Raw genomic sequence first — 23,846 nt, 5'->3', positions numbered from 1 at the left:
GAAAGATGGCAATAAATCTAACGATTAATGGTATGGCTGTTACTGTACCAGAAGGGACTACGATCTTAGAAGCAGCCAGTTCTGTTAATATAAATATTCCGACCCTTTGTTACCTTAATCTTCATGAGATGAAAATGAATAATCATATCGCCTCTTGCCGTGTTTGTATGGTCGAAGTTGAAGGAAGACGAAACTTAGCTCCTTCCTGCTCCACTCCCGTTGCTGAAGGAATGGTTGTAAAAACGGAAACTCACCGGGCAATTGAGGCTCGCCGTACAATGGTTGAACTCCTTTTATCGGATCATCCGAAATCGTGTCTTACTTGTGCTAAAAACTTAGATTGTGAACTTCAAAAACTTGCAGCTGAATTAGGGGTAAGAGGGATTCCTTTTGAAGGAGAGGAAACAAACCATCCCAAAGATACTTCAAGTTACTCCATCGTCAGAGATCCCAATAAATGTATTATGTGCCGCCGCTGTGAAACGATGTGTACTGAAGTGCAAACGGTTGGAGTTTACTCCGGATCAGGCCGCGGTTTCCATACGGTCGTTCAGCCTGCTTTTGGCCGATCTTTAATTGATACAGCCTGCACTTTCTGCGGGCAATGCTTGGCCGTTTGTCCTACCGGGGCTTTAACTGAAGTCGATCATGTCGGAAAGGTGTGGCGTGAACTTAATAATCCGAAGAAAACAGTTATTGTTCAAACCGCTCCTGCAGTCCGCGTCGCTTTAGGAGAATTATTTGGTGAAGAACCCGGTACGGTTGTTACGGGGAAAATGGTTGCAGCCTTAAGAAGATTAGGCTTTGATAAAGTTTTCGATACGGATTTCGCGGCGGATTTAACGATTATGGAAGAGGCCTCTGAATTGGCTCATCGCTTGAAACATGAGGAGACTCTTCCGATTCTGACAAGCTGCTGTCCGGGTTGGGTTAAATTCTTTGAGCATCAGTTTCCTGATCTGTTGGATATTCCCTCCAGCTGCAAATCTCCTCATGAAATGTTTGGGGTTATCGCTAAAACGTATTTAGCAGGTAAGATGGGAATTGATCCAAAAGATATGGTTGTGGTATCGGTTATGCCCTGTGTCGCCAAAAAATATGAAGCCGCCCGTCCGGAATTAGCGATTAAACCGGAAATACCGGATGTGGATATTGTCATAACCACACGTGAGCTCGGAAGAATGATTCATGAAGCGGGAATTGATTTTAAATCTTTAAAAGATGAGGACTTCGACCGGCCATTGGGTGAATCGAGCGGAGCATCCGTTATTTTCGGAACAACCGGCGGTGTTATCGAAGCTGCTTTGAGAACGGCGTATGAATGGCTGACCGGATCTACTCTGGAAAATGTTGAATTTGAAAGTTTACGCGGAATGGAAGGAGTTAAATCTGCAAAAGTCACGATCAATGGGCGTACTCTGAAAATCGGGGTTGCTCATGGGTTAGGTAATGCCCGCACGATCCTTGAAGGTATCAGAGCTGGAGAATGCCAGCTGGATGCCATTGAAATTATGGCCTGCCCCGGAGGGTGCATTGGCGGAGGCGGACAGCCTTATCACCATGGAAATATTGAGATTCTTAAAGCAAGAGCAGAGGGTTTATATAAAGAAGATCGGGATAAGCCGATCCGCAAGTCCCATGAAAATAAGGAAATACTCGCTTTGTACGATGAATTTCTGGGCAAACCCTATGGCGAAAAGGCCCACGAATTACTGCATACAAGCTATACAGCCCGTAAAAAGTTATAAGATGCTATTTTTATATAGTATAATGAATTAAGGGGACCATAGGGTCCCTTTAATTATAAGTAATCAGGTGGAGCTTTAATGAAAGACGGAAATGATAAACGATCAATTTTTGGAGAACAGTATCAAAAGAGTTTCCTGAGATTTGCTCAGGGGATAATGATTCCTGTTCTTTTCATCTTGATGTGGCAATATCTAAGCTCTATCGGATTCCTTAATAATTACCTCTTACCCTCACCGTCGAAGATTTTCCGAACGTTCATTGAGCTCTTAACGGGCGGTTCTGTTATAAAACATCTATTAATAAGCTTAATAAGATTAGGAATAGGACTTTCGATAACCATTTGCATGGCAATTCCCTTGGGTGTAAGCTTGGGATTCTTTTTTCCAATACAGAAATTTATTACTCCCACATTAACGTTTCTTCAGCAGATTCCTGCAATAGCCTGGATTCCAATCTTCATTTTATGGCTGGGAATTGGCGAGAGTTCTAAAATTGCACTCATTGTTTACGCGTCTTTTTTTCCAGTATTTTTGAATACCCTGCATGGTATTCAAGCGGTTGATCCAAAATTAAAAGAGGTTTCCTATGCTTATCGGCTGAGTATGATAGCTTCTATTTATAAGGTTTATCTTCCATCAGCCGCACCCTTCATATTTGTCGGTATTCGATTAGGGTTAAGCAATTGCTGGAAGGCACTCGTTGCTGCTGAAATCATTGCATCTTCACAAGGCATTGGATACTTGCTTATGGAGGGCAGAGATTTAGCACAACCGGAACAAATCTTTGTTTCTATTTTTGTCATCGGTATTGCGGGCATAATCCTCGATCTAGGATTAAGGTATTTAGAGAAGTTTCTGTTGCCTTGGTCCGAGATTTAAGGATGAGAGGAAGATATGAACAGATTGCTGGAAATAAGAGGATTAACAAAGAGTTATGAATCACCACGAGTACAGATTAAAGTGCTTGCAGGGATAAACTTCAATGTTAATCAAGGCGAGTTTATTTGTTTATTAGGTCCAAGCGGGTGTGGAAAAACAACGTTATTGCGGATTCTTGCGGGACTAGAAAATCAAACAGAAGGAAGAGTATCTATCCGCGGCGTTGAAGTCAAAGGACCGAGTCAACAGCGTGCGATAGTATTTCAAGAACCACGGCTCTTTCCTTGGCTCACAGTAGAGGATAATATTGCTATAGGTCTAAGTAAGGGCATTTCAACGATAGATCGAAAAAAGCGTATCCAAAATTGTCTGGAGTTGATTGGACTCGTTGATTTTTCAAAGGCGTATCCTCGTGAATTATCTGGAGGTATGGCCCAAAGGGTAGCGCTCGCCCGTGCATTAGTCATAAACCCTGAGATTCTTTTACTGGATGAACCTTTTTCTGCGTTAGATGCCATAACGCGGATGAGATTGCAAGAGGAAGTGCAAAAGCTCTGGAGAGTGACTGGTACAACAATGATCATGGTAACCCATGATATTGAAGAGGCTATTCGATTGGGTCAACGTGTAATTATGATGTCTTCTACGCCGGGTAAAATTGTTCAAGAGTTTAGTATAGCGAACAACGGGCTAACTAGCTTAAATCATGAGGATAAAACACAGTTAAAACTCCAAATCATGGAGTGCTTAAATCTGTAAAATAGGAGTGGTGCAAATGAAGAAGCAAAGCAAATTTTTGGTCTATTTATTAGCTCTATTTCTATTTTTGCTGGGGGTCGCAGGATGCGGATCTCAAACTGCAAAAAATTCTTCTCAGGTCAATCAGGATAAAGCAACTCAAATTAATGCCTCTTATTCAACACGTCCCATCAATGTTCCAGCGATCGTTGCTTTGGATCAAAAACTTTTTGAAAAAGAGTTTCAAAAGGATGGCATTGATTTTAAGTGGCAGGAGATTGCGGCAGGTCCGGCTCAGCTTGAAGCCTTAGCTTCTAAAAGTATTGATATCAGCACTTCGATGAATTATGTTTCGGCTCTTCTTGCCAAAGCGAATGGCAACGATATCAAAGTCATCGCCGGATATTCCCAATTTCCTAAAGGCATAGGGATTGTCGCACGAACAAATTCAAACATTAAATCAATTGAGGGATTAAAGAATAAAAAAATTGCTTTGCAAAAAGGAACAATGCTCCATGAACTCCTTATTAAAGCCCTTGCAAAAGAGAATATGAGCGTATCGGATGTAGAGATTGTACCCATGGAATCTACGGATGCTGCTACAGCACTTTTGGGAGGGCAAATCGATGCGGCTATTCTTCCTGAACCGCTCCTTTCTAAAGTTATAGGCTCAGGCAAGGGAACTCTAATTCAAACGGCAGAGGGCTTGATCTCAGGGCAAACCTTCATAGTGGCTCGTACGGAATTTATTCGTGATAATCCGAATCTGATTAAGCGTTTTATAAAAACCCATGAAGAAAGTATTCAATGGGCTGAGCAAAATAAGAATGATTTTTATAATATAGCAAGCAAACAGCTCAATTTAGATGTAAAAAGCGTTCAAGCGCTTTATCCGAAGTTTATTTTTAAGACTAAAATAGACTCATCGGTTATCAATGAACTTAAGCAATCTGCTCAGTTCCTGCAAAAAAACGGATTCCTTAAACCGTCTGTAAATATCGATCAGTTAATAACGGACTTAATTGATACATCATTTATAAGTGAATAGAAGCAAGAGAGAGGACTGCAAATAAACGCAGTCCTCTCTTTTTTAAGGGTTAGCGGGTGCAAAACCTGTGCATACCGTTTGGATAAGCTGTTAAAATTTTGGGATAATCTGTGGATAATGTGGATAACTCTGTGGATAAAATGTGAGTTAAAATTAACGAACTTAAGACTTCCCTTGAAGAACCTGATCTTTTGAGAGTCCATGGCCATCGCGTGAATCCATGCTGGGGACTTTATCCGGCTTGTGATAAACGGGCTTGGTTTTCGGATTTTCCGCTTTATCAGGAAACTTTTTCTCCATAGTTAAAACCTGCCTTTCAAACGTTCATTTGCTTTTTGAATCAAAGTTATTTTTCCGCAAAGAGATAGTATCCATGTAGATTTTTTACTTATTTTTAAAAAAAACAACCTAAGTTTGCCTTAAAAAAGGAAAAATAAGGACGAGCCTGATTGAGCGAGTATGCATGATATAAATGAACTTAAAAACATGGTCAAGGGTTAAAACTTTTATAATAGATGTTTGACATGCTATATATAGTGTTGCTAAAATGTACAAGACACTAGATGTGGGGGTGATGTATTGCACTGCCCTTTTTGTGGAAATGATGATACCAGAGTCCTTGAATCCCGACAGGTTGAAGAAGGCACTGCTATTCGAAGAAGGCGGGAATGCGATCGCTGCACTCGTCGCTTTACAACTTTTGAAAGATTTGAAGATACTCCCCTGATTGTCGTTAAAAAAGATGGACGTCGGATGGAGTTTTCTCGCTCAAAAGTCATGTCCGGGATTTTAAGGGCTTGTGAGAAGCGGCCTGTTTCAGCAGAGCAGATTGAAGAGGTCGTCTATTCGATTGAGAAAGACCTGAAAAACAGCCATGAGCGTGAGGTACTGAGCACTGAAATCGGAGAAGCGGTAATGAAAGCCTTGATTCAGCTTGATGAAGTAGCGTATATAAGGTTTGCTTCAGTTTATCGTGAGTTTAATGATATTCAGCGTTTTTTGAAAGAACTTCATGAATTGGCGGAGAAACGAGGAACTAAGGAGTAACAAAACGGCAGGGCATTTACATGCCCATTTTTAGTCCTTAAGCCTTGAAAAAATAGGCCGAGAGACCTATCCCAAAACCTGGTTCGTTGTTTCAAAATTAAAAGAGTTATAAAGTTGAGAAGAAAGTTGGGGATCGTGTTGAGTTTTCAAGAATCTGCTCCAAAGGCCTGGCCTAAAGCCAAATTAACGTCAAATGCCAGAGTCATCCTGGAAAAACGCTATCTTAAACAGGATAATGGAAAAGTCGTTGAAAGCCCAGAGGATATGTTTTATCGGGTGGCCAATGTTATTGCCCAAGTTGAAGAACGTTATGGAAAAGGTAAAAAAGAAGTTCAGGAATTAGCAAAAGAGTTTTATACTATGATGGCTAATTTGGAATTTATGCCGAACTCTCCAACGTTAATGAATGCTGGCCGTGACTTAGGACAACTGAGCGCTTGCTTTGTTCTTCCGATTGAAGATAGCATGGAGAAGATTTTTGATGCCATTAAGTTTGCCGCTATTATCCACAAGTCCGGCGGTGGGACAGGCTTTAGTTTCTCCCGTCTGCGTTCGAAAAACAGCACGGTACGTTCAACCGGTGGAGTTGCTTCCGGACCCGTTTCTTTCATGAAAGTTTTTAACGCAGCTACTGAAGCGGTAAAACAAGGCGGGACCCGACGCGGGGCTAACATGGGGATACTCCGTGTCGATCATCCGGATATTCTTGAGTTTATTTCCTGTAAAGAAGATAACAAAGAGATTACTAATTTCAATATTTCAGTTGGAATGACGGAAGAGTTTATGAGAGCGGTTAAAGATGGCCGGGACTATGAGCTGATTGACCCTCATACGGAAAAAGCGGTAGGAACCCTTTCCGCAAAAGAGGTTTTTCATACGATTGTTGATCATGCTTGGAGAAATGGTGAGCCGGGAATTGTCTTCCTTGACCGCCTGAATCGCGATAATCCTACTCCTCAAATTGGAGAAATCGAAGCAACCAATCCTTGCGGCGAGCAGCCCTTGTTGCCGAATGAAGCCTGTAACTTAGGTTCCATAAACTTAAAACTTATAGTTACGGAGAAGGATGGCAAAGCCGTAATCGATTGGGAAAAGCTGAGATATGTAACGCGTAAAGCCATTCATTTTTTGGACAATGTTATTGATGCTAACGTTTATCCGTTGCCAATGATCGACGAAATGGTTAAATCGAATCGGAAAGTGGGCTTAGGCGTCATGGGCTTTGCAGATATGCTCATTTTGCTTCAGACTTCGTATGCCTCCGAAGATGGTGTGGAATATGCGGAAAAAGTGATGAACTTTATTCAGACTGAAGCACGGCTAGAATCTCAGCGCTTAGCTGAAGAGCGGGGAACTTTCCCGAACTATAAAGGGTCGATCTATGATGGCGTCATGAAACTGCGTAATGCAACCCTTACGACAATTGCCCCGACAGGAACAATATCCATGATCTGCGGTGCTTCAAGCGGGGTTGAGCCTCTCTTTGCTGTTGCTTTTACTAAGACAGTCATGGACGGAACTCCTTTTATTGAAGTTAATCCGATTTTTGAAGGCTATGCCAAAGAATATGGGTTTGATTCCCCTGAGCTCATGAAGAAAATTGCGGACAAAGGGACAGTACTCGGCTTCTCGGAAGTTCCCAATTGGGTACAGGAAGTTTTCGTTACCGCTCAGGAAATTGATCCGGAATGGCATATCAAGATTCAAGCTGCATTCCAGAAATATACGGATAATGCAGTTTCCAAAACGATTAATTTTGCCAATTCTGCTACGCGTGAAGATATCGAAAAAGCTTATGAACTCGCTTATGAACTCAATTGTAAAGGATTGACCGTTTATCGTGACGGCAGCCGTGGGGAACAAGTTCTTTCGGCAGGTACGAGCAATTCCCGGGATGAAAAGGCAGCGAGCATGGAAGCCGAAAAAGCTGCAGCGGGACAAGCTCCTTCAACTGCTGCTCAGGCTGGAAATGCTCAGAATGATGCAGCTAAACAGACTTTGTCACTTGAAGTTATTGCTCCTAAAGTACCGTTTGTTCCGGAAGCAAATACCGTTGTTCCCCGTCCTCGTCCTTCCATTACCATGGGTGTTACCGAAAAGATCAAGATTGGCTGCGGTAACCTTTATGTCAGTGTAAACGCCGATGAAAAAGGGATCTGTGAGATATTTACCAATACCGGACGTGCCGGCGGCTGTTCGTCCCAGTCTGAAGCAACGGCTCGTCTTATTTCGATCGCTCTTCGTTCCGGCTTATCTGTAGACGCGATCATTGAACAAATTAAAGGAATTCGTTGTCCGGCCTGCATCCGCCGTGAAGGGGTTAATGTTATGTCCTGTCCTGATGCAATCTCCCGTGTTATCCGGAAGTATATGGACGTCGGAGCAAATGGCAACGGGAAAACGGAAGATAATGGGACTGGGACAGCTTTAGCACAACTTCAAAGCTCAGTTTCAGCAGGTGCATCATCCCCAAAGAAAAAGGATGAACCTGTAACCGGGTTAACCAAGAAAGCCCGTGCCGGAGTGGCGGTCGACAATGCTTGCCCAGAGTGCGGCTCACCTATTACACATGAAAGTGGCTGCGTTGTATGCACAAACTGTGGCTATTCTAAGTGTTCTTAAGGTAACGACAATATTAATCCTTTGAAAATATGTTGAAGCATATGGTCAATAGAAGATTGAATGGAGGTTTGTTATGTTAGGACATGTTTATAATGATGTTGAAGCTTTAAATCGCCTTTGCCGTGAGGATTATGAACAAAAAAGATGGTATCGGGTCGAGGGATATGCCAACGAATTAAACGAATTGCTGGAGACAGCCAGACAATATCGTACAGAAATAAAAACGACACCGGTAAGCCTTAATGCTGTCTCTTCAGAAGAAGAAGTATTAAGAAATGTTCTCATGAAGTCAACGCGGTTGCTTCAAGAGATTGACGAAGAGTAAAGTTGAGATAATTCTGGCCCCAGAGCATAAAGGCATACCTCATAATGTAAGAGGTATGCCTTTAATAATATAAAATTCATTAAGCGGATAAAAATATTTTTTAGTAAATCGCAATCATAACTTTAAGTTCTTCCGAAGATACTAAGGCCTTAGAAGGCATCTTTTAATGGACGTTAGTATTTGGAGGAGGAAATATTGTGCGTTTGTTTGACGCTAATTTAGTTTTGCCTAGTGACTCAAATGTAATTTCTTCTAAAATTCAACCGGGGGATCTTCTCTTGATACAGGGAAACACTTGGATTGATAAAGTCATTAAACGAATTACAGGAAGTTCGTATACCCATGTAGCAGGCGTTGTCGGTCCTGATGAAGCAGTTGAGATTCTGCCTTTTAAAAGAACCAATTACCAAAAGCTTGAGACCTATACCGGTCGAGTCGATGTTTTTACGTGCAATAGCTTAACCGATGACCAGCGTAGAAAAATTGTAGAGCATGCTGTTAATAAAGTAGGGGCAAAGTATGATTACAAACTTATTATCTGGGAAGCATCAAGATATCTGTTCCATTGGGTATGGCCTTATAAAGCAAGAGACAACAGCCTATGCTCAACGCTCTGGGCTGATGCCTATCGTAATGCTGGAATAAATCTTTGCCCTGATATTATCTATCCATCCCCCGGAGATTTAGGAGAATCGCCGATCATACAAAAAGTCGATAATTATTAGAGCAACAAACTAATTTAATAGGGCTGAGAAGAAAATTTCGTTATAAAAAAATCTTCGATACTGTTTATGAATTGTTGTTTTAAATTGATTTGTTTCAAATATTTCCATGTACCCTTTTGAGTCTCGAATATAAGGGCCATTATCAAGAAACCTCATCAGGGAGTTACTAAGTCGTAAATTTTTAGCCAAACAAGGTTCAATGACCAGAATTTGCCCAAAAGGTTTTAGAATACGTTTTAATTGCGTAAGGTAGTTTGCTATGCCATCTGAAGGAATATGATGGAGCACTGCAACCATGATAATATAATCGAATGAACTCTGTTTAAGAAGAAGATTCTTTCCATCGAAGACATTAAACCGATAGGTAGGATATAAACGTTTAGCATATGCAACTCGGTGAAAGTCAGGATCAACCCCGAGGTAATGGTTAGAGTCGAATATCGAGCTGCTTGACCCAACCCCACAACCAAAATCCAAAACAGCTTTGTTCTTGAAATCAAAACTCATTTGCAGGAGATTGTTAATGTATAATTGGGTAAAAGATTTAGGCCGGACAAACCAATGGTATAATCGAGGCGACAATTCCATAGATTTTTTTCTCCTTATAGCGATTGTTTAATTCAAATAGCTGGTACACAAAACCGAGGCGAATGCCTCGGTTCTTATATCTCTAAGCATAAAATTATGGGTTATATGTTTCTGTTACGCATGTCTTCTATGCGGTTCCACTGCTTCTGCATAATAGACAAACGCTCGTCATTCGGTAGCGTATCCCAATGTTCATAAAGATATTGATTGGCCCAGTCAAAACGGGTTAATGTATTTTCAAGTATTTCTGTATTATGATCACTCGTATCACGAAACTCATCGAGTTTTTCTTCATGATAAAGCCGTTCTGAAATTTGCTCTAAACGATTTTGCTGCTTTTCCAAAATAGCATTAATAAGCTCAGCATCTAAATGCTCCCATATGTCTAATAATGCTTCGTTAGCGAGTTCGTAATTCTGTAGAGTCTGTTCAATTACTTCGTGATTGTCCATCATAAGCCTCCTAGAAATTAGTGATCACCCTTATTTAACAGCAATAGATTGTTCTTTCTGCTCTTAGATTATGCAAAGCCGAATTCCCCAAAATAACCCAATCTGATTTTAAAATACCAAGGGTACTTTCCATTTCTTCAAAAATTGCATTAGATTAAAAATAATGGAAATAATGTTCAAAGAAATAGGCCTTCATGGCTGAATAAATTCTCATTAAGGAGGATTATTTCTTTGAAACCGATACGTATACTCGTTTTTTCCTCCACCTTCGGAGCTGGCCATATTCGTGCAGCCGAGGCAATTATTGAATCACTCCAAAAATTTGAACCTACCCTTGAAATTATTCACTTGGATTTTATGACGATGATTAGTAAGCTGCTCAATCTTTTGATCCGTAACAGCTATATTTGGATCATTAAACACCTACCTAAACTTTGGGGAAAGATTTACGAGAAGACAGAGAAAATAACGTCCGACTCTATTGTGCAGCGCTTTTTTAACACCTTGGGGCACAAGGAGTTCGCCCAATTCATTAATCATATAAAACCGGATGTAATTGTATGTACCTACCCAACAATAGCGGGCATCCTTGCCCAGCTCAAACGAAACGGGATCTTTAACACCCCTTTAATTACTGTTGTCACAGATTATACAGCTCATAATCAATGGATTCATCCAGGGGTTGACCTATATCTTGTGGGGTGTAAAGAAATTTACGAAGGTCTAATCTCTCGTGGAGTTGACCCGGCCCAAATTTATATTTCTGGTATACCCGTTAGAAGAAAATTTGAACGGAATTTAGCAAGAGGAAAAATACTAACTAAGCTAAACCTACGTTCAGATCTTCCAACAATTTTAATTATGGGTGGAGCATACGGAGTTTTAGGTAAAATAAAGTTGTTTCAGAGAATACTGAGTAATGCTGAGCATCCGGTTCAGGCGATCATCGTTTGCGGTAAGAATAGAAGACTCTATGATTCATTAGATCAACTCGTTAAAAAGTCGATTAGCTCTATTGTTCGTTTAGAATTTGTCGAAAATATTGATGAATTAATGACAGTGGCAGACGTTATTGTGACCAAAGCCGGGGGATTAACTGTATCAGAAGCACTGACCAAATCATTGCCCATGCTTATTTATAAACCAATTCCAGGGCAAGAAGAGGGAAATGCTTTATATATTCAAAAAATCGGAGCGGGAAAGGCTATTTATTCGGAAGCGGAATTAGAAAAGACATTAGATGAACTCATCATGTCCCCTGAAAAAGTCAAAATGCTGCGTCAGTTTGCCCAAGCTGTTGCCCCTAGGAATTCTGCGGATCAAGCCGCTCAAGCAATCTTAAAGCAGTGCCGCTATCAATTTGATGAAATTAGGATTAAAGAAGAGTTGGCTTCTAAAAATAAATTTTATGCTTAATTTCTTTTTAGAAAATGGAGGATGTAATTCTGATGCCATCGCGAACTTTTTTGTTAAAGGCCAGTTGGCTCCTGCTTATTCCAATTGTCGATTCGCTCTATCTTCTTCTGAATCATAGTACAGAACGCGTTTATTTGCTGGTTACGATGATTGATCAAAGGATTCCATTCTTGCCCTATTTTGCCATACCGTATGTCGCTTGGTATGGGTTACTTTTTGTTGCCTTAATTTGGTTTATGTCTTATAACTTTCAACTTTATCGATCCAGTATTCTCTCAATGATTTTAGGTCTGGTGATCTGTTTTATCATTTTCACCTTTTTCCAAACTACAGTTCCAAGGCCGGATATCCTTGGACACGATATTTTCTCAAGGCTCACTCAAGTCATCTATACTATTGATCAGCCCTTTAATGCTTTTCCAAGCATTCATGTTCTGACCGCTTATGTTATCTTCCTTGGGTCCTTGAAAATGAGTACTCATTCTCCTAAAATTTCTTTAATGATACAGAGTTCAGTTATTTTAGTTATCCTTTCAACCCTATTTCTAAAACAGCATACCCTTCTTGATGTCCTAGGAGGCCTGTTGCTTGGTGGAAGCTTATTTAAAACCTTCAATTGGTTTGAGGTTGCCTTAGCTAAAAGAAAAGAGATGTACAAGTTTTTTTCCAATGAAGTAGCCATTGATCCAAACGAAAATGATCCCTTTCTAAAGTTGCGCAAAAGGTAAAAGGTTGAAGAATCAACGCTTGAAAGAAGCAATTCGTATGGTCAGAATTAAAATTTTTAATAATACCTTATGGCAGGTAATAGTTTACAGTTGTCGAATAAGATCAAAATAAATGAAAATGAGGACAAGAACAAGAGCGGAAATTTGGAAAGAGTGGGGGAAATTTGTTTAAATAATAGTATGGAGTGAGTGATTCATGGGCGTAATGAAAGTTTCCACAATCGGAAGTTCACTTCCGGTAGCAAATGAACTCTATCGAGTAACAGAACTTTTTTTCTCTAAAAGTGTAGAGATGGTTAATAAGTACGATGTTCGCGAATTGCCCAATGTGCTGCCGGAAGATTTATTTATTGTTTTACCGACACGGGTTAAACAAGTGTGTCAATATGTTCCTGCGGAAAAGGTTCTTGGTGTTGAATTAATTCCAGAGATACAGCTTTATGTTGATGTTGCTAAAATTCCACAAGGAAAATCTGTGGGCATTTTTAACAATAACTTGGCTCAAGGCAATATGATTGTTTCTTATTTGCAATCCTACGGGCTTAATCTGGATTACACGGTGATTCCTTTTGACGAGCTAAGCCCAGAGGAAGTAAAAGATCGACTTCAGAAAAGCGAGATTATTATTGGCATGAATGGCTTCGTTGGACCTGAAGAAGTTCTCTTTAAAAAATATCGGGAGGCTCTTAATCCCGAATCTCAGATTATTTCTTTTAATCGAACGATCAAGCCTCAAGGCATTATGGATATTATGGAACGCATTACGCTTTTTAACTATCATGAACTGGCGAAGGAAGCACAGGAAACTTCTTCTATCTTGAATAGCCGCATGCAGGAAGTCATGGCTGTTTCGGAAACAGTGACCGATTCTATGCAGCTTACGCGGGATACTGTTAAAATAACGACACAAATGATTAATAAGCAAATACAACAAGTTGAAACAACGATTCAAATATCAAATGAAATGGGGAAAGCTGCATCTCAAATTGATCAAACGATTCAACTGATCAAACGTATTGCAAACCAAACGAATCTCTTAGGATTTAATGCCTCAATTGAAGCAGCACGCGCTGGAGAAACCGGACGTGGTTTCACTGTAGTAGCTCAAGAAATTAAACGTCTTGCTGATGAAAGCCGCCAATCAGTTGAGCAGATTCGTTCTCTTATTTACAACATGCAAGATGTAAGTTCTAAAATTGTACCTCTAATGGAACTCATGACTGAAGAATTTAAAGGGCTTGACAGCTCCGTGTTGGAAATCACCGACCGGACCAATACAGAAGCAGACTTAATGAAGGAAATAAAATTTGCACTTCAAGAAATCGGAGAAACAAGTCAGAAGCTGTTTGAAGAATATAACCACCTTTGCAGTCATCGAGTGCAGTAAGCGAATAAAAAAGTAACAACACATAATTCATATTTTTGCGTTCAAGGGGGATACTCAGAAATAAATTCTGGAGTATCCCCCCTTGTAATTTTACATGAATTAACTTTTTGAATTAGGATTAAACTAGGTACGAAGAAATAAACTTTTAATTTAGTTAAGGATCGAAACAAAGTATAAGCAGCAAAAGTATTAGTCATAAAGTTAAATCTTAGGAGGAACGCAAATGGAAAATCAACCTGTGAAGCATGGAAATCCTGAGCATTTAAGACCACAAAGAATTGTCTATTACGTTTTGGGGGTTCTTGAAGTTTTGCTTGCTTTCAGACTCGTTTTTAAACTTCTGGGAGCAAATACTGCCAGCCCTTTTGTCGCTTTTCTTTATTCGTTTACACAGATCTTTCTCTATCCGTTTACGGGGATATTCCCAACAGCTACGACTAAAGGACTTGAAGTTCAAGCTGTTCTTGAATCTACAACAATCATTGCCATGATCGTATATGCGGTTATTGCATGGGGCATTGTCAGGCTGATCGAAATTATCAAGGAAAATGAGCGAAAGGCGTAAATGCAGATCAGTAAACATTTTCAGGAAACACTTCATAGACTATGTTGAATTCAGTTGGTAAATATAGGATATATGGGGTGGCTGTTATGGAAATGTTTTTTAGGGTCGGTTTTTTCCTTGCCTATGGCTCATTTTTTCTTCTTCGGAAACATTATGTCAATCCAAGAAAAGTTGAAGAGACTCCATCAAGTCTAAATGAAGGAATTCAAGAGGCTGTTAAAAATGAAGGGAAACTGAGCGTAGCCTTTCGGGGTATATTATCCGTGGGCTTGATTACAAGCTTAATTCTGTATTTGGTTAGTCCCGATTGGATATCCAATTTAAGTCTTCCAATTCCTTCATCCTTAAGAATGTTTGGCTTAATTGGAGCGGTAAGCAGCCTCCCTTTGCTGTATTTAATTCATCAAGAACTGGGTAAATACTGGTCACCGGATTTAATTATTCAAGAGGATCATCAACTTGTAACAACAGGGGTATATCATTGGGTTCGGCATCCGATGTATTCTGCGCTTACGGTATTTATGGCTGGCATTTCTTTATTATCTGCAAATCTTATTATTATCTTACCTCATGCTTTAACACTTTTATCCTTATACAGCAGAATTGAGAAAGAAGAAAAGATGATGGAGAAACGCTTCGGAGAGGAATACCTTAAGTACGAGAAGCACACGGGGCGGCTGCTGCCACGAATACCGCTAAAATTGATGAGTGAATAACTATAATATAGATAAAGCATGAGCCAAATGAGCTCATGCTTTTGAATTATATCTCTTTACCTTGAAACATTTTCTAACCTCATGTTATGATTAAACTAATCTTACGTTTTATGCCTTAAGTGATAAGAATGGAGGGCTATCGGAATGACAGAAAAAACTCATGATCTAAATCAACCCGCAATTCCCGTAGTATCTGTAGTTGGGAAATCGGATGTAGGCAAAACAACGTTACTGGAGAAGCTGCTGAAAGAATCAAAACGGAGAGGGTGGAGAGTAGCTACCGTAAAACATGATGTTCATGGATTTGACATGGACAAGCCGGGCAAAGATACTTGGAGACATGCTCAGGCTGGAGCAGATATGGTTGTTATTTCTTCTCCCAATAAAATTGCCATATTAGAAAGCGTCGATGAGGATAAGTCTCTGGATGAAGTTATCAGCCGAATTCGGGGGATAGATCTTATTTTTACGGAAGGTTATCGAATGGCAAATAAGGATAAAATTGAAATTCATCGCTCAGAAGTATATAAAGAATTGCTTTGCGAGCCGGAGGAACTTATGGCTATCGCTTCAGACGTTCAGTTCGACAATGGGGTCCCGTGTTACGGCTTGGATGATGCCAAAGGTCTTTGCGATCTTATTGCTGAAAAGTTTGGATTAAAATAGTAAGCAGGATTAAAGTAATAAAAAGAAAACTTCTCATTTTCGATCATGAGAAGTTTTATATTTTTTAAAGATTATCAATATCGATATTTAATTCTTTAATCTTCCGATATAAGGTATTTCTTCCTATACCAAGAATGCGCGCAGCGGGAGCTATTTTACAGTGTGTTTGTTCAAGTACGTTGATTATTGTTTGTCGTGTTTGTTGTTCAAGTAAAGCTGGCGGTTCTTCCGAATTGGACTCAAGAACAGGGCGGTTTTTTAATTCCGGAGGCAGATCATTAACCGTTAATGATGGGCCGCTGGCCATAGCAACCATAGCTTCAATGCAATTTTCTAATTCACGGACGTTTCCGGGCCAAGGGTGAGCTGATAGATAGCGATAAACGTCTTCATCTACTCCTAATAAGGGTCTGCTGAAGCCGGCACAGAACCTATTAATAAAATACGGAACAAGTTCACGAATATCTTCAAGGCGTTCACGAAGAGGCGAAAGTTCAATGGAAATTACTTTTAAACGATAAAATAAATCCAGACGGAACGTGTTGCTCTCAACTAAAGCCTGAAGGTTTTTATTCGTGGCGACAATAACTCGTACGTCAACTTTATGAGCTTTTGAATCTCCAACGCGTGTGATCTCTTTTTCTTGAAGAACACGAAGAAGTGCCACTTGTGCGCTTATGGGCATATCACCGATTTCATCCAAGAAAATCGTACCTTGATGAGCAAGTTCAAATTTTCCGGGTTGTCCGCCTCTGCGGGCTCCAGTAAAGGCACCGTCTGCATACCCGAACAATTCGCTTTCAAGAAGGGAACTTGGCAGGGCTGCACAGTTTAGTGCAACAAATGGTCCTTCGCGGCGAGGGCTGAGATCATGGATCATACGAGCAATGACTTCTTTCCCTGTCCCACTTTCACCTTGAATAAGAATGGAGGATTGAGTTGAGGCTGCTCTTTGAACGCGTTCTAGGATTTGCTTGGAAGCAGGACTGCTTCCAACCCAAGATTGAGGAGGTTCAAGAGGAATATCGGACCGAATCACACCAAAGGCACCTATCGATTTTCCAGAGTTGTCCATTACCGGTTTGAGTTTGGAGACAACCTCTTGACCCGAGTTGCCCTTTAAACGAAGATCAAGTTCTTTATTATAAAGCGCCCAACTTTTGGGAGCGCTAAAGACCTCTGTTGCAGTCTTACCGATAACGTCTTCACGTTTCCGGCCAAGTAAGGAAGCTCCCACAGAATTGATATCGGTAATAACTCCCAGATTATTAATGGAAATAAAGCCTTCCCGTAACAATTCAATAGCTAATTTTGCGCCTTGTTCATAGTAGTTGAGCTGGCGTTTAATGTCTAAGGCCTGTAAATTTTGCTCAATCATTTTTGCGCCCATTATGGTTAGTTGCAAGATGCGATTTTGGTCATCACCTATCTCAGCACTGATATCGAGAACACCAAGGGTATTTCCTTGGACTCCGATAATAGGGACTCCAGAACAAGTTAAAAAATGATTTTCTTTGACATAATGTTCCCAACCGGAAACAGTAATTGGGGAATTCTCTGAAAGGGCTGTTCCGATAGCATTGGTTCCCTTCACATCTTCACGCCAATTTACACCAGGAGACAGATGGACACGCTGTGCTTTACTGATAAAAGGACCATTTCCTAAAGAGTCTAAAATGAATCCATTTTTATCACAGAGAAGGACAAGATAATTGGCACTTACAAGCAATTTAAAAAGATAGGGTAAAACAGGCTCAGCAGCTTGAATTAAGTCTATTTGAGTATCTTTTAATTCACGTAAGTGATGTGCAGATAAAATCATATTTTGAGAGATATTTGACCGATTGACATTAAAGTCTAAACTTCTTTGCCAAGAACGATAAATAACAGGAGCTACTTCAGTTTCGATTTTTTCTTTTTCGAGAAACTCGTGCAATTGTTCACTCATAGCACACCATTCTCCCTAATTATAATCCGCCCTAAAGTTCGTCCATTTGTTGGTTTTAGAATAGCATAAATTATATAAAGGAACAACAATTAGAATTGAGTAATTATTGCAAGCATTTCCACAATGTTCTAAAATGGAACACATTTAAAAATGAGTGTATCGGACAAGAGCATTTTCTAAAGAAAATAATAAATTTGGGCCAGTAGATATGAGTCTTAAGAGTTGGCATGAATTTTGCAATAATATTTTAAATACTATAATTATTAAATCACTTTTAAAGATGCTTATCAACGAGGGGGTCATACTAATTAAAAATCTATAGGATTAAAAAACTTAATCGTAAATAAGGTTCCGTACCTATATATACTACTTTTATAAGAGTTGATTTTATAAATTCAATAATATACGGAAGAGGTAAACTTGGTGTTATAAGGGAACCCATTGGGGTTCCTCTTTTAAAATTAGAAATTAAAAAGGAGCTAGTGTTATGCGTGTAACGATTAAACTGTTTGCAACATTCCGCGATGGTAGATTTAAAATGGATATAAGAGAATTACCGGAAGGAGAAAATCGGGTTATAGATATTTTGCAATCCTTAGGTATCGCTCAAGAAGAGGTGGCCATTTGTCTAGTTAACGGCCGAGATTCAAATGCGCAAACGATTCTTGCCGATGGAGATACGTTATCTCTGTTTCCGCCGGTAGGAGGAGGTTGACAAAATGGACTTAACGCAACGTTATGCACGTAATCCTAAAACAATCTCTGAAATGGACCAGATTAGGCTTGCAAATTCAACGGTGGCTATTGTTGGTTGCGGCGGGCTTGGGGGCTATATCGCAGAGGAGATGACACGCATAGGGGTAGGCCATCTTCTTTTGATTGATCCTGATCGTTTAGAAGCCAGTAATTTGAACCGTCAAATTATGGCGACTGAACTTAACCTAGGAGAATGGAAAGTTGAAGCAGCCCAAAAACGTTTAAAAAGCATTGATTCCAAAGTCAAGATTGACGTTGCGAAGGAATGGTTCAATGAGGAAAACGGAAAAGAACTTTTAGCCGGGGCAGATCTTGTATGCGATGCTTTAGATTCCTTAACCGCGCGTATTGCCCTGGAACGTGTGTGCCATCAGCTTAACCTTCCTTTGGTGTTTGCCAGCATCGCCGGCTGGTACGGACTTTTAGGGATAAGTTTACCTGGAGATAATAGTGTTGCTTGTCTTTTCAAAAATGGGGGAGAAAAAGGCATTGAGAAAACATTGGGCAATCCCGCTTTTACCCCTGCCGTGTTGGCGAGCCTAAGTGTTGCAGAAGCTGTCAAATGTTTGCTGGGCCGCCCCCTTTCCTTGCGTAAAGCTTGGCTGCAGGTGGATCTGCTCTCAATGGAATTTGAACGTTTTGAAATAATATAGTATTTACTCGCAAATTAAAGGGATAATACAATATGGAAATAATGGGAAAATGCTTCGAGCGGATGAAAGGTGAAGTGAAAAATGGGAAGCAGCAGTGAACTATTTAAGGTTAAAACCCTATCTGAAGTCATAAAGACTCTTAAACCCTACGTACTGCCCTTCTACGAACGAAGTGAAGAGATTCATTTAACGGAGTCCTTGGGGCGAATTTTAGCGCAAGATATTAAGGTGAAGCAGCCTGTACCTCATTATCGCAAATCAACCGTGGATGGGTTAGCGGTTAAAGCAAGTGATACCTTCGGCGCGAGTGAGGGGATGCCAGCTCTTCTTCAATGTCAGGGAGAGGTATTTATGGGTATTGCTCCGGCTGAATCGCTTAGACCGGGTGAAGGAATGCAGATTCCAACTGGGGGAATGCTTCCTGACGGCGCCGATGCGGTTGTTATGGTTGAATATCTTGAACAGTTTGGGCAGGGCCTTTATGGAGTAGCTAAGCCGGTTGCTCCTGGTGAAAATTTAATTGATATTGGGGAAGATATGAATGAAGGTGAAGTTATCATTCCTCGATATACGAAAATACGTCCTCAAGAAATGGGCTTGCTGGCCTCTCAAGGATTTCTATCTGTTCCGGTTTTGCCTCGTTTTCGAGTTGGAATTCTTTCCACTGGGGATGAAATCGTGTCACCTGAGTTAAACCCTGCTCCTGCTGAGTCAAGGGATATCAACGGATACACTTTGTTAGGACAAGCTTTGGCAGCCGGTACGCAGGCAATGTATTATGGTATTATGAAAGATGATGCTGTTGGTTTAAAACAGACACTTGAAAGGATGCTTGAGGAGAATGACGTAGTCATCCTTTCGGGGGGAAGTTCTGTTGGAGCTCATGATTTTTCCGCTCAGCTGATTGATGGGTTAGGGGAACCCGGTCTTTTGTTTCACGGACTGGCTCTTCGACCAGGGAAGCCTACGATCGGCGGTGTTGTAAATGGAAAACTGATCTTTGGATTACCGGGTCATCCGGCTTCCGCGATGGTTGTTTTTGATAGTGTTGTTCGGCCGTGGCTGGAAGGCTCTATCCTTCGTGACCAAAAGTATCCGGAACCTGAAGGAACGCTCAGTCAAAATATTTATTCAGGGACTGGACGTGAAGAATTTGTACGCGTCCGTCTTTTGCCCGAAGGTGATGACTGGAGAATTGAACCTATTCGGGGTAAATCAGGCCTTATTCGGACGATGGTTTTGGCCGATGGTTTTGTACATATTGGGTTAGATACTGAAGGAATCGAAGCGGGTAAACGCGTAAAGGTTCGTATCTTAAGATAAAGAAAATACGGAGTAGTAAGATACGAGGCTAAGGAGGTAAAAGTATGCAGCGCCAAATTTATTTGGAGAATAAATCCTGGCAAGAAGGATTGCAGCTGATGATGGAAAAGCTAGCTCCAACTTGCATTCCGGTAAATGAGCGAATCGATGTGAGAAAGACCTTAAACCGGATAACAGGAGAACTTGTAAGAGCGGAAAGAAGTTCACCTCATTACCCGGCTTCAGCTATGGACGGCTATGCGGTTCGTTCAAAGGATACCTTTGGAGTATCCGAACGTGAACCGCGCTGGCTAGGTTGGAATGAAAAAGCCGTTCAGGTTGATACAGGGGATCCACTGCCTGAGGGTATGGATGCTGTTATCATGCTGGAAGAAGTACTGCAGCAAGGAGAAAAAGGGATTCTTATTCAGAGTCCGGTGGTTCCGTGGGATAATGTTCGCTCTGTAGGTGAAGATATCGTCGAGGGGGAAGTTCTTCTTCCCGTTAATCATCGCATTCGCCCTCAGGACCAAGGGGCATTGATTGCGGCAGGAGTATTAGGGGTTAATGTTCGGCGTAAGCCGCGCGTGGGGATTCTGCCAACAGGTGATGAAATTCGTACTCCGGATACCCCTCTTGAAATCGGGGATATCGTGGACAGCAATTCAACGGTCATTGCTTCTCTTGTGGAAGAATGGGGCGGAGCAGGCAAGGTATGGCCGATTGCTACGGACCGTCCCGAGGAATTAGAAAAGGCCTTGCTTGCAATGGCAAATTCCCAGGATATCATTGTTTTTATTGCGGGCTCTTCTCAGGGGAGGGACGATTATACATCTCGCATTATCGAAAAGTACGGAACACTATATCTTCATGGAGCGGCCATAAAACCGGGTAAACCTGTTATTTTAGGAGAAGTTAAAGGAAAACCTGCAATTGGAATCCCGGGTTACCCAGTCTCAGCTTTTATTACGGCTCAGCTCTTTCTCGAGCCTTGGGTTAAATATTTATTAGGGCTGATTAAGGTAACCCCTCAAACTTTAGAGGTCTCAATGACTAAAAAGGTGTTCTCGACACTTGGAAGTGAAGAATTTGTCCGCGTTAAGGTCGGAAAGGTCGGAGAGCGCTGGATTGCAACTCCCCTAAGCCGCGGGGCAGGAGTAACGATGAGTTTGGTTCGTGCTGATGGAATCCTGCGCGTTCCGCGCTTGCAGGAAGGATTTCATGAAGGAGAAACAGTTCCGGTCGAGCTTCTGCGTCCTGTCGAGGAATTAGGTGAGACTCTCGTTTGTATTGGGTCACATGATTTAGCGATTGATCTCTTAAGCAGCCATCTTAAGGCACGGGGAGGAAATGAAGCTATTGCCTCTGCTCATGTCGGGAGTCTAGGGGGGATTTTAGCTTTACGTAAAGGTGAAGCTCACTTTGCAGGAATTCATCTTCTTGACCCGGAAACGGGAGAATATAATCGTTCCTATATTGAACGCCTTTTACCTGAACGCGATATTGCTTTAATGAATTTGGTTTACCGTACCCAGGGGTTAATGGTTGCGAAAGGAAATCCGCTTAATTTGACCCGGCTCGAGGATTTAACCCTGCCGGGAATTCGTTTTATTAACCGTCAAGGGGGCTCTGGAACAAGGGTTCTTCTTGATTATCTGCTTAATCAAAAAGAAATTTCTAAGAACGATATTTTAGGATATGAACGGGAAGAATTTACACATCTTAATGTTGCGGTTGCGGTTGCTTCAGGAGCAGCTGATGTGGGTCTGGGTATTCAAAGTGCAGCTCAATCCTTGGGTCTTGATTTTATTCCGATTGGGGAAGAACGATATGATTTGGCTATCCCATGTGAGTTTCTCGAAGACTTAAAAATGCAGGCGTTAATCGCTGTCGTACATAGTGATGCTTTTAAAGAAGATGTTATTAAGCTGGGAGGATACGACGTCCGGGATATGGGGAAATTCATAGGCTAAAAGACTTAAAATCCATGAAAATGGGGTGTTCAACGTGAGATGAGTACCCTGTTTTTGTATTTTGCCCCTGCTGAGAACGCTCCAATGAGGAGCAGTGTTCCGGAGCAATCTGCTCTATTTTAGAGCAGAAGAAATAAATATTGTACAAAAAAGTACAAATTACGACAAATGAAAATACTCCAAATTGACTGAAATTTCGGGATAGTTAAATTATTCACAATGAATTAAATGATTGGCATGGCATTTGCATTAAAGTAAAGGCAAATAACGCTTGCATTTAAACTAATAGGGGAGCTTGCGTTAGGAAAATGAGGAGGATGAGTCGAGATGGGTATTGTTCAACAAGTTTACGGCTATTTTATGCCAACCGTTAACCTTATGGGAGCTGGAGCCGCTCAACAAGCTGGGAAACAAGCGAAAATCTTAGGCGGAAAAGTTGCTTTTTTGGTTACCGATGATTTTCTCAATAAATCTGGGATGGCTAAACAAATTGCTGATATTGTTGAAGCAGAGGGAGTCAAGGTTGTCATCTATCCTGGAGCCGAACCGAATCCTACCGATAAAAATGTGCATGATGGAGTAGCCATTTTTGAAAAAGAAGGCTGCAATATGATTATCTCCTTAGGTGGAGGTTCATCCCATGATTGTGCAAAAGGAATTGGCCTAGTTGCAGGCAATGGCGGCAAAATCCATGATTTCGAAGGTGTCGATAAATCCGAAAAACCTATGGTCCCCATGATTGCAATCAATACGACAGCTGGAACAGCCAGTGAGATGACCCGTTTCTGCATTATCACAGACAGCTCACGTCATATCAAAATGGCTATTGTTGACTGGCACACAACACCGAATGTCTCGATTAACGATCCCCTATTAATGATGGGAATGCCCGCTTCCTTAACCGCAGCCACTGGAATGGATGCATTGACGCATGCGGTTGAAGCTTATGTTTCGACAGCTGCAACACCGGTTACGGATTCTGCAGCCCTGATGGCGATTAAACTCATTAGCAAATACCTACGTCGTGCGGTGGCTAATGGCAGCGATTTTGAAGCAAGAGACCAAATGTCCTATGCTCAATTTATGGGTGGAATGGCTTTTAACAATGCAAGTCTGGGCTATGTTCACGCAATGGCTCACCAACTCGGCGGATTCTATAACCTTCCTCACGGTGTCTGCAATGCTATTCTTTTACCCCATGTTTCTCGTTTTAACCTGATTGGTAATGTAGAACGTTTTGGGGATATCGCAGTAGCAATGGGTGAAAACGTTCAAGGATTATCGGCACGGGATGCTGCAGAGAAAGCACTTTCAGCGATTGTGACTTTATCTAACGATGTTAATATTCCGAGTGGTCTTACAGAACTCGGCGTGAAAGAAGAAGATCTGAAAATAATGGCTGAAAATGCTATGAAAGATGCATGCAGCCTAACTAACCCACGCTTAGCAAAACTGGATGATGTTATTCAAATTTACAAAAACGCTTTTTAATTAAAGATTAAAGTTAGAATACTAAAAGCGGACCAAAAGTTTTAAACTTTTGATCCGCTTTTACATTTATCAA

The 23,846-nt window shown here is 41.0% G+C and carries 23 protein-coding genes; 19 read left to right on the top strand and 4 right to left on the bottom strand.

The features are described 5' to 3' along the window. The first annotated feature begins 5 nt into the window (after positions 1-5). The 4 genes from ACHOLT_RS02275 to ACHOLT_RS02260 all read left to right on the top strand — a co-directional run bounded on the left by ACHOLT_RS02275 (position 6) and on the right by ACHOLT_RS02260 (position 4,413). On the top strand, positions 6-1,748 hold the full coding sequence (locus tag ACHOLT_RS02275) for an NADH-dependent [FeFe] hydrogenase, group A6 (protein WP_425805515.1): 1,743 nt from the start codon (positions 6-8) through the stop codon (positions 1,746-1,748). A gap of 78 nt (positions 1,749-1,826) precedes the next feature. Next, entirely contained in the window at positions 1,827-2,627 is an 801-nt protein-coding gene (locus ACHOLT_RS02270) for an ABC transporter permease (protein ID WP_425805513.1), read from the top strand. 15 nt (positions 2,628-2,642) lie between these two features. Further along, the gene (locus tag ACHOLT_RS02265) at positions 2,643-3,386 is read left to right on the top strand and encodes an ABC transporter ATP-binding protein (RefSeq protein WP_425805512.1); all 744 of its coding nucleotides are present in this window, start codon (positions 2,643-2,645) and stop codon (positions 3,384-3,386) included. A 16-nt stretch (positions 3,387-3,402) separates the two neighbouring features. Then, positions 3,403-4,413 carry an NrtA/SsuA/CpmA family ABC transporter substrate-binding protein gene (locus ACHOLT_RS02260; protein WP_425805511.1) on the top strand — a complete coding sequence of 337 codons (1,011 nt, stop codon included), beginning with the start codon at positions 3,403-3,405 and terminating at the stop codon, positions 4,411-4,413. 162 nt (positions 4,414-4,575) lie between these two features. Here the strand turns inward: ACHOLT_RS02260 and ACHOLT_RS02255 are convergent, their stop codons facing one another. Beyond that, positions 4,576-4,713 (bottom strand): hypothetical protein, encoded by a 138-nt coding sequence (locus ACHOLT_RS02255; protein WP_425805510.1) that lies wholly within the window; start codon positions 4,711-4,713, stop codon positions 4,576-4,578. Positions 4,714-4,992: 279 nt separating this feature from the next. Here ACHOLT_RS02255 and nrdR point away from each other — a divergent pair, with 279 nt between their 5' ends. The 4 genes from nrdR to ACHOLT_RS02235 all read left to right on the top strand — a co-directional run bounded on the left by nrdR (position 4,993) and on the right by ACHOLT_RS02235 (position 9,132). Further along, on the top strand, positions 4,993-5,460 hold the full coding sequence (nrdR, locus tag ACHOLT_RS02250) for a transcriptional regulator NrdR (RefSeq protein ID WP_425805509.1): 468 nt from the start codon (positions 4,993-4,995) through the stop codon (positions 5,458-5,460). A gap of 138 nt (positions 5,461-5,598) precedes the next feature. After that, a complete protein-coding gene (locus tag ACHOLT_RS02245; RefSeq protein ID WP_425807851.1) occupies positions 5,599-8,082 on the top strand; it encodes a vitamin B12-dependent ribonucleotide reductase in 2,484 nt (827 codons plus the stop codon). A 73-nt stretch (positions 8,083-8,155) separates the two neighbouring features. Further along, on the top strand, positions 8,156-8,407 hold the full coding sequence (locus ACHOLT_RS02240) for a hypothetical protein (RefSeq protein ID WP_425805508.1): 252 nt from the start codon (positions 8,156-8,158) through the stop codon (positions 8,405-8,407). A gap of 197 nt (positions 8,408-8,604) precedes the next feature. Beyond that, positions 8,605-9,132 carry a hypothetical protein gene (locus tag ACHOLT_RS02235; protein ID WP_425805507.1) on the top strand — a complete coding sequence of 176 codons (528 nt, stop codon included), beginning with the start codon at positions 8,605-8,607 and terminating at the stop codon, positions 9,130-9,132. A 9-nt stretch (positions 9,133-9,141) separates the two neighbouring features. Here the strand turns inward: ACHOLT_RS02235 and ACHOLT_RS02230 are convergent, their stop codons facing one another. Together ACHOLT_RS02230 and ACHOLT_RS02225 are read right to left on the bottom strand one after the other, a co-directional pair. Then, a complete protein-coding gene (locus ACHOLT_RS02230; RefSeq protein ID WP_425805506.1) occupies positions 9,142-9,720 on the bottom strand; it encodes a class I SAM-dependent methyltransferase in 579 nt (192 codons plus the stop codon). Positions 9,721-9,821: 101 nt separating this feature from the next. After that, entirely contained in the window at positions 9,822-10,172 is a 351-nt protein-coding gene (locus tag ACHOLT_RS02225) for a hypothetical protein (RefSeq protein WP_425805505.1), read from the bottom strand. Positions 10,173-10,403: 231 nt separating this feature from the next. Between ACHOLT_RS02225 and ACHOLT_RS02220 the strand changes: the two genes are divergently transcribed. The 6 genes from ACHOLT_RS02220 (at position 10,404) to mobB (ending at position 15,650) form a co-directional block, all read left to right on the top strand. After that, on the top strand, positions 10,404-11,588 hold the full coding sequence (locus ACHOLT_RS02220) for an MGDG synthase family glycosyltransferase (protein ID WP_425805503.1): 1,185 nt from the start codon (positions 10,404-10,406) through the stop codon (positions 11,586-11,588). A 32-nt stretch (positions 11,589-11,620) separates the two neighbouring features. Next, positions 11,621-12,316 carry a phosphatase PAP2 family protein gene (locus ACHOLT_RS02215; protein ID WP_425805502.1) on the top strand — a complete coding sequence of 232 codons (696 nt, stop codon included), beginning with the start codon at positions 11,621-11,623 and terminating at the stop codon, positions 12,314-12,316. Positions 12,317-12,512: 196 nt separating this feature from the next. Then, on the top strand, positions 12,513-13,703 hold the full coding sequence (locus tag ACHOLT_RS02210) for a methyl-accepting chemotaxis protein (protein WP_425805501.1): 1,191 nt from the start codon (positions 12,513-12,515) through the stop codon (positions 13,701-13,703). Positions 13,704-13,926: 223 nt separating this feature from the next. Then, complete coding sequence (locus ACHOLT_RS02205) at positions 13,927-14,268, top strand: YggT family protein (protein WP_425805500.1); 342 nt, start codon at positions 13,927-13,929, stop codon at positions 14,266-14,268. Between the two features lie 86 nt (positions 14,269-14,354). Beyond that, complete coding sequence (locus tag ACHOLT_RS02200; protein ID WP_425805498.1) at positions 14,355-14,984, top strand: isoprenylcysteine carboxylmethyltransferase family protein; 630 nt, start codon at positions 14,355-14,357, stop codon at positions 14,982-14,984. A 144-nt stretch (positions 14,985-15,128) separates the two neighbouring features. After that, on the top strand, positions 15,129-15,650 hold the full coding sequence (gene mobB, locus ACHOLT_RS02195) for a molybdopterin-guanine dinucleotide biosynthesis protein B (protein WP_425805497.1): 522 nt from the start codon (positions 15,129-15,131) through the stop codon (positions 15,648-15,650). 64 nt (positions 15,651-15,714) lie between these two features. Here mobB and ACHOLT_RS02190 read toward each other — a convergent pair whose 3' ends face one another. Next, a complete protein-coding gene (locus ACHOLT_RS02190) occupies positions 15,715-17,598 on the bottom strand; it encodes a sigma-54-dependent Fis family transcriptional regulator (protein WP_425805496.1) in 1,884 nt (627 codons plus the stop codon). A gap of 487 nt (positions 17,599-18,085) precedes the next feature. Here ACHOLT_RS02190 and ACHOLT_RS02185 point away from each other — a divergent pair, with 487 nt between their 5' ends. From ACHOLT_RS02185 to ACHOLT_RS02165, 5 genes are all read left to right on the top strand, one after another. Next, on the top strand, positions 18,086-18,313 hold the full coding sequence (locus ACHOLT_RS02185; protein ID WP_425805494.1) for a MoaD/ThiS family protein: 228 nt from the start codon (positions 18,086-18,088) through the stop codon (positions 18,311-18,313). A gap of 4 nt (positions 18,314-18,317) precedes the next feature. Continuing rightward, positions 18,318-19,007 carry a HesA/MoeB/ThiF family protein gene (locus ACHOLT_RS02180; protein WP_425805493.1) on the top strand — a complete coding sequence of 230 codons (690 nt, stop codon included), beginning with the start codon at positions 18,318-18,320 and terminating at the stop codon, positions 19,005-19,007. An 81-nt stretch (positions 19,008-19,088) separates the two neighbouring features. Next, entirely contained in the window at positions 19,089-20,330 is a 1,242-nt protein-coding gene (glp, locus tag ACHOLT_RS02175; protein ID WP_425805492.1) for a gephyrin-like molybdotransferase Glp, read from the top strand. Between the two features lie 44 nt (positions 20,331-20,374). Next, entirely contained in the window at positions 20,375-22,282 is a 1,908-nt protein-coding gene (locus ACHOLT_RS02170) for a molybdopterin biosynthesis protein (protein WP_425805491.1), read from the top strand. Between the two features lie 327 nt (positions 22,283-22,609). Then, a complete protein-coding gene (locus ACHOLT_RS02165; protein ID WP_425805490.1) occupies positions 22,610-23,773 on the top strand; it encodes an iron-containing alcohol dehydrogenase in 1,164 nt (387 codons plus the stop codon). Positions 23,774-23,846: the final 73 nt, after the last annotated feature.

The sequence above is a fragment of the Desulfitobacterium nosdiversum genome (assembly GCF_049860565.1).
GTDB lineage: Bacteria > Bacillota > Desulfitobacteriia > Desulfitobacteriales > Desulfitobacteriaceae > Desulfitobacterium_A > Desulfitobacterium_A nosdiversum.
Note: the sequence above shows the minus strand (reverse complement) of the source record. Positions and strands in the feature narration are given on the sequence as shown.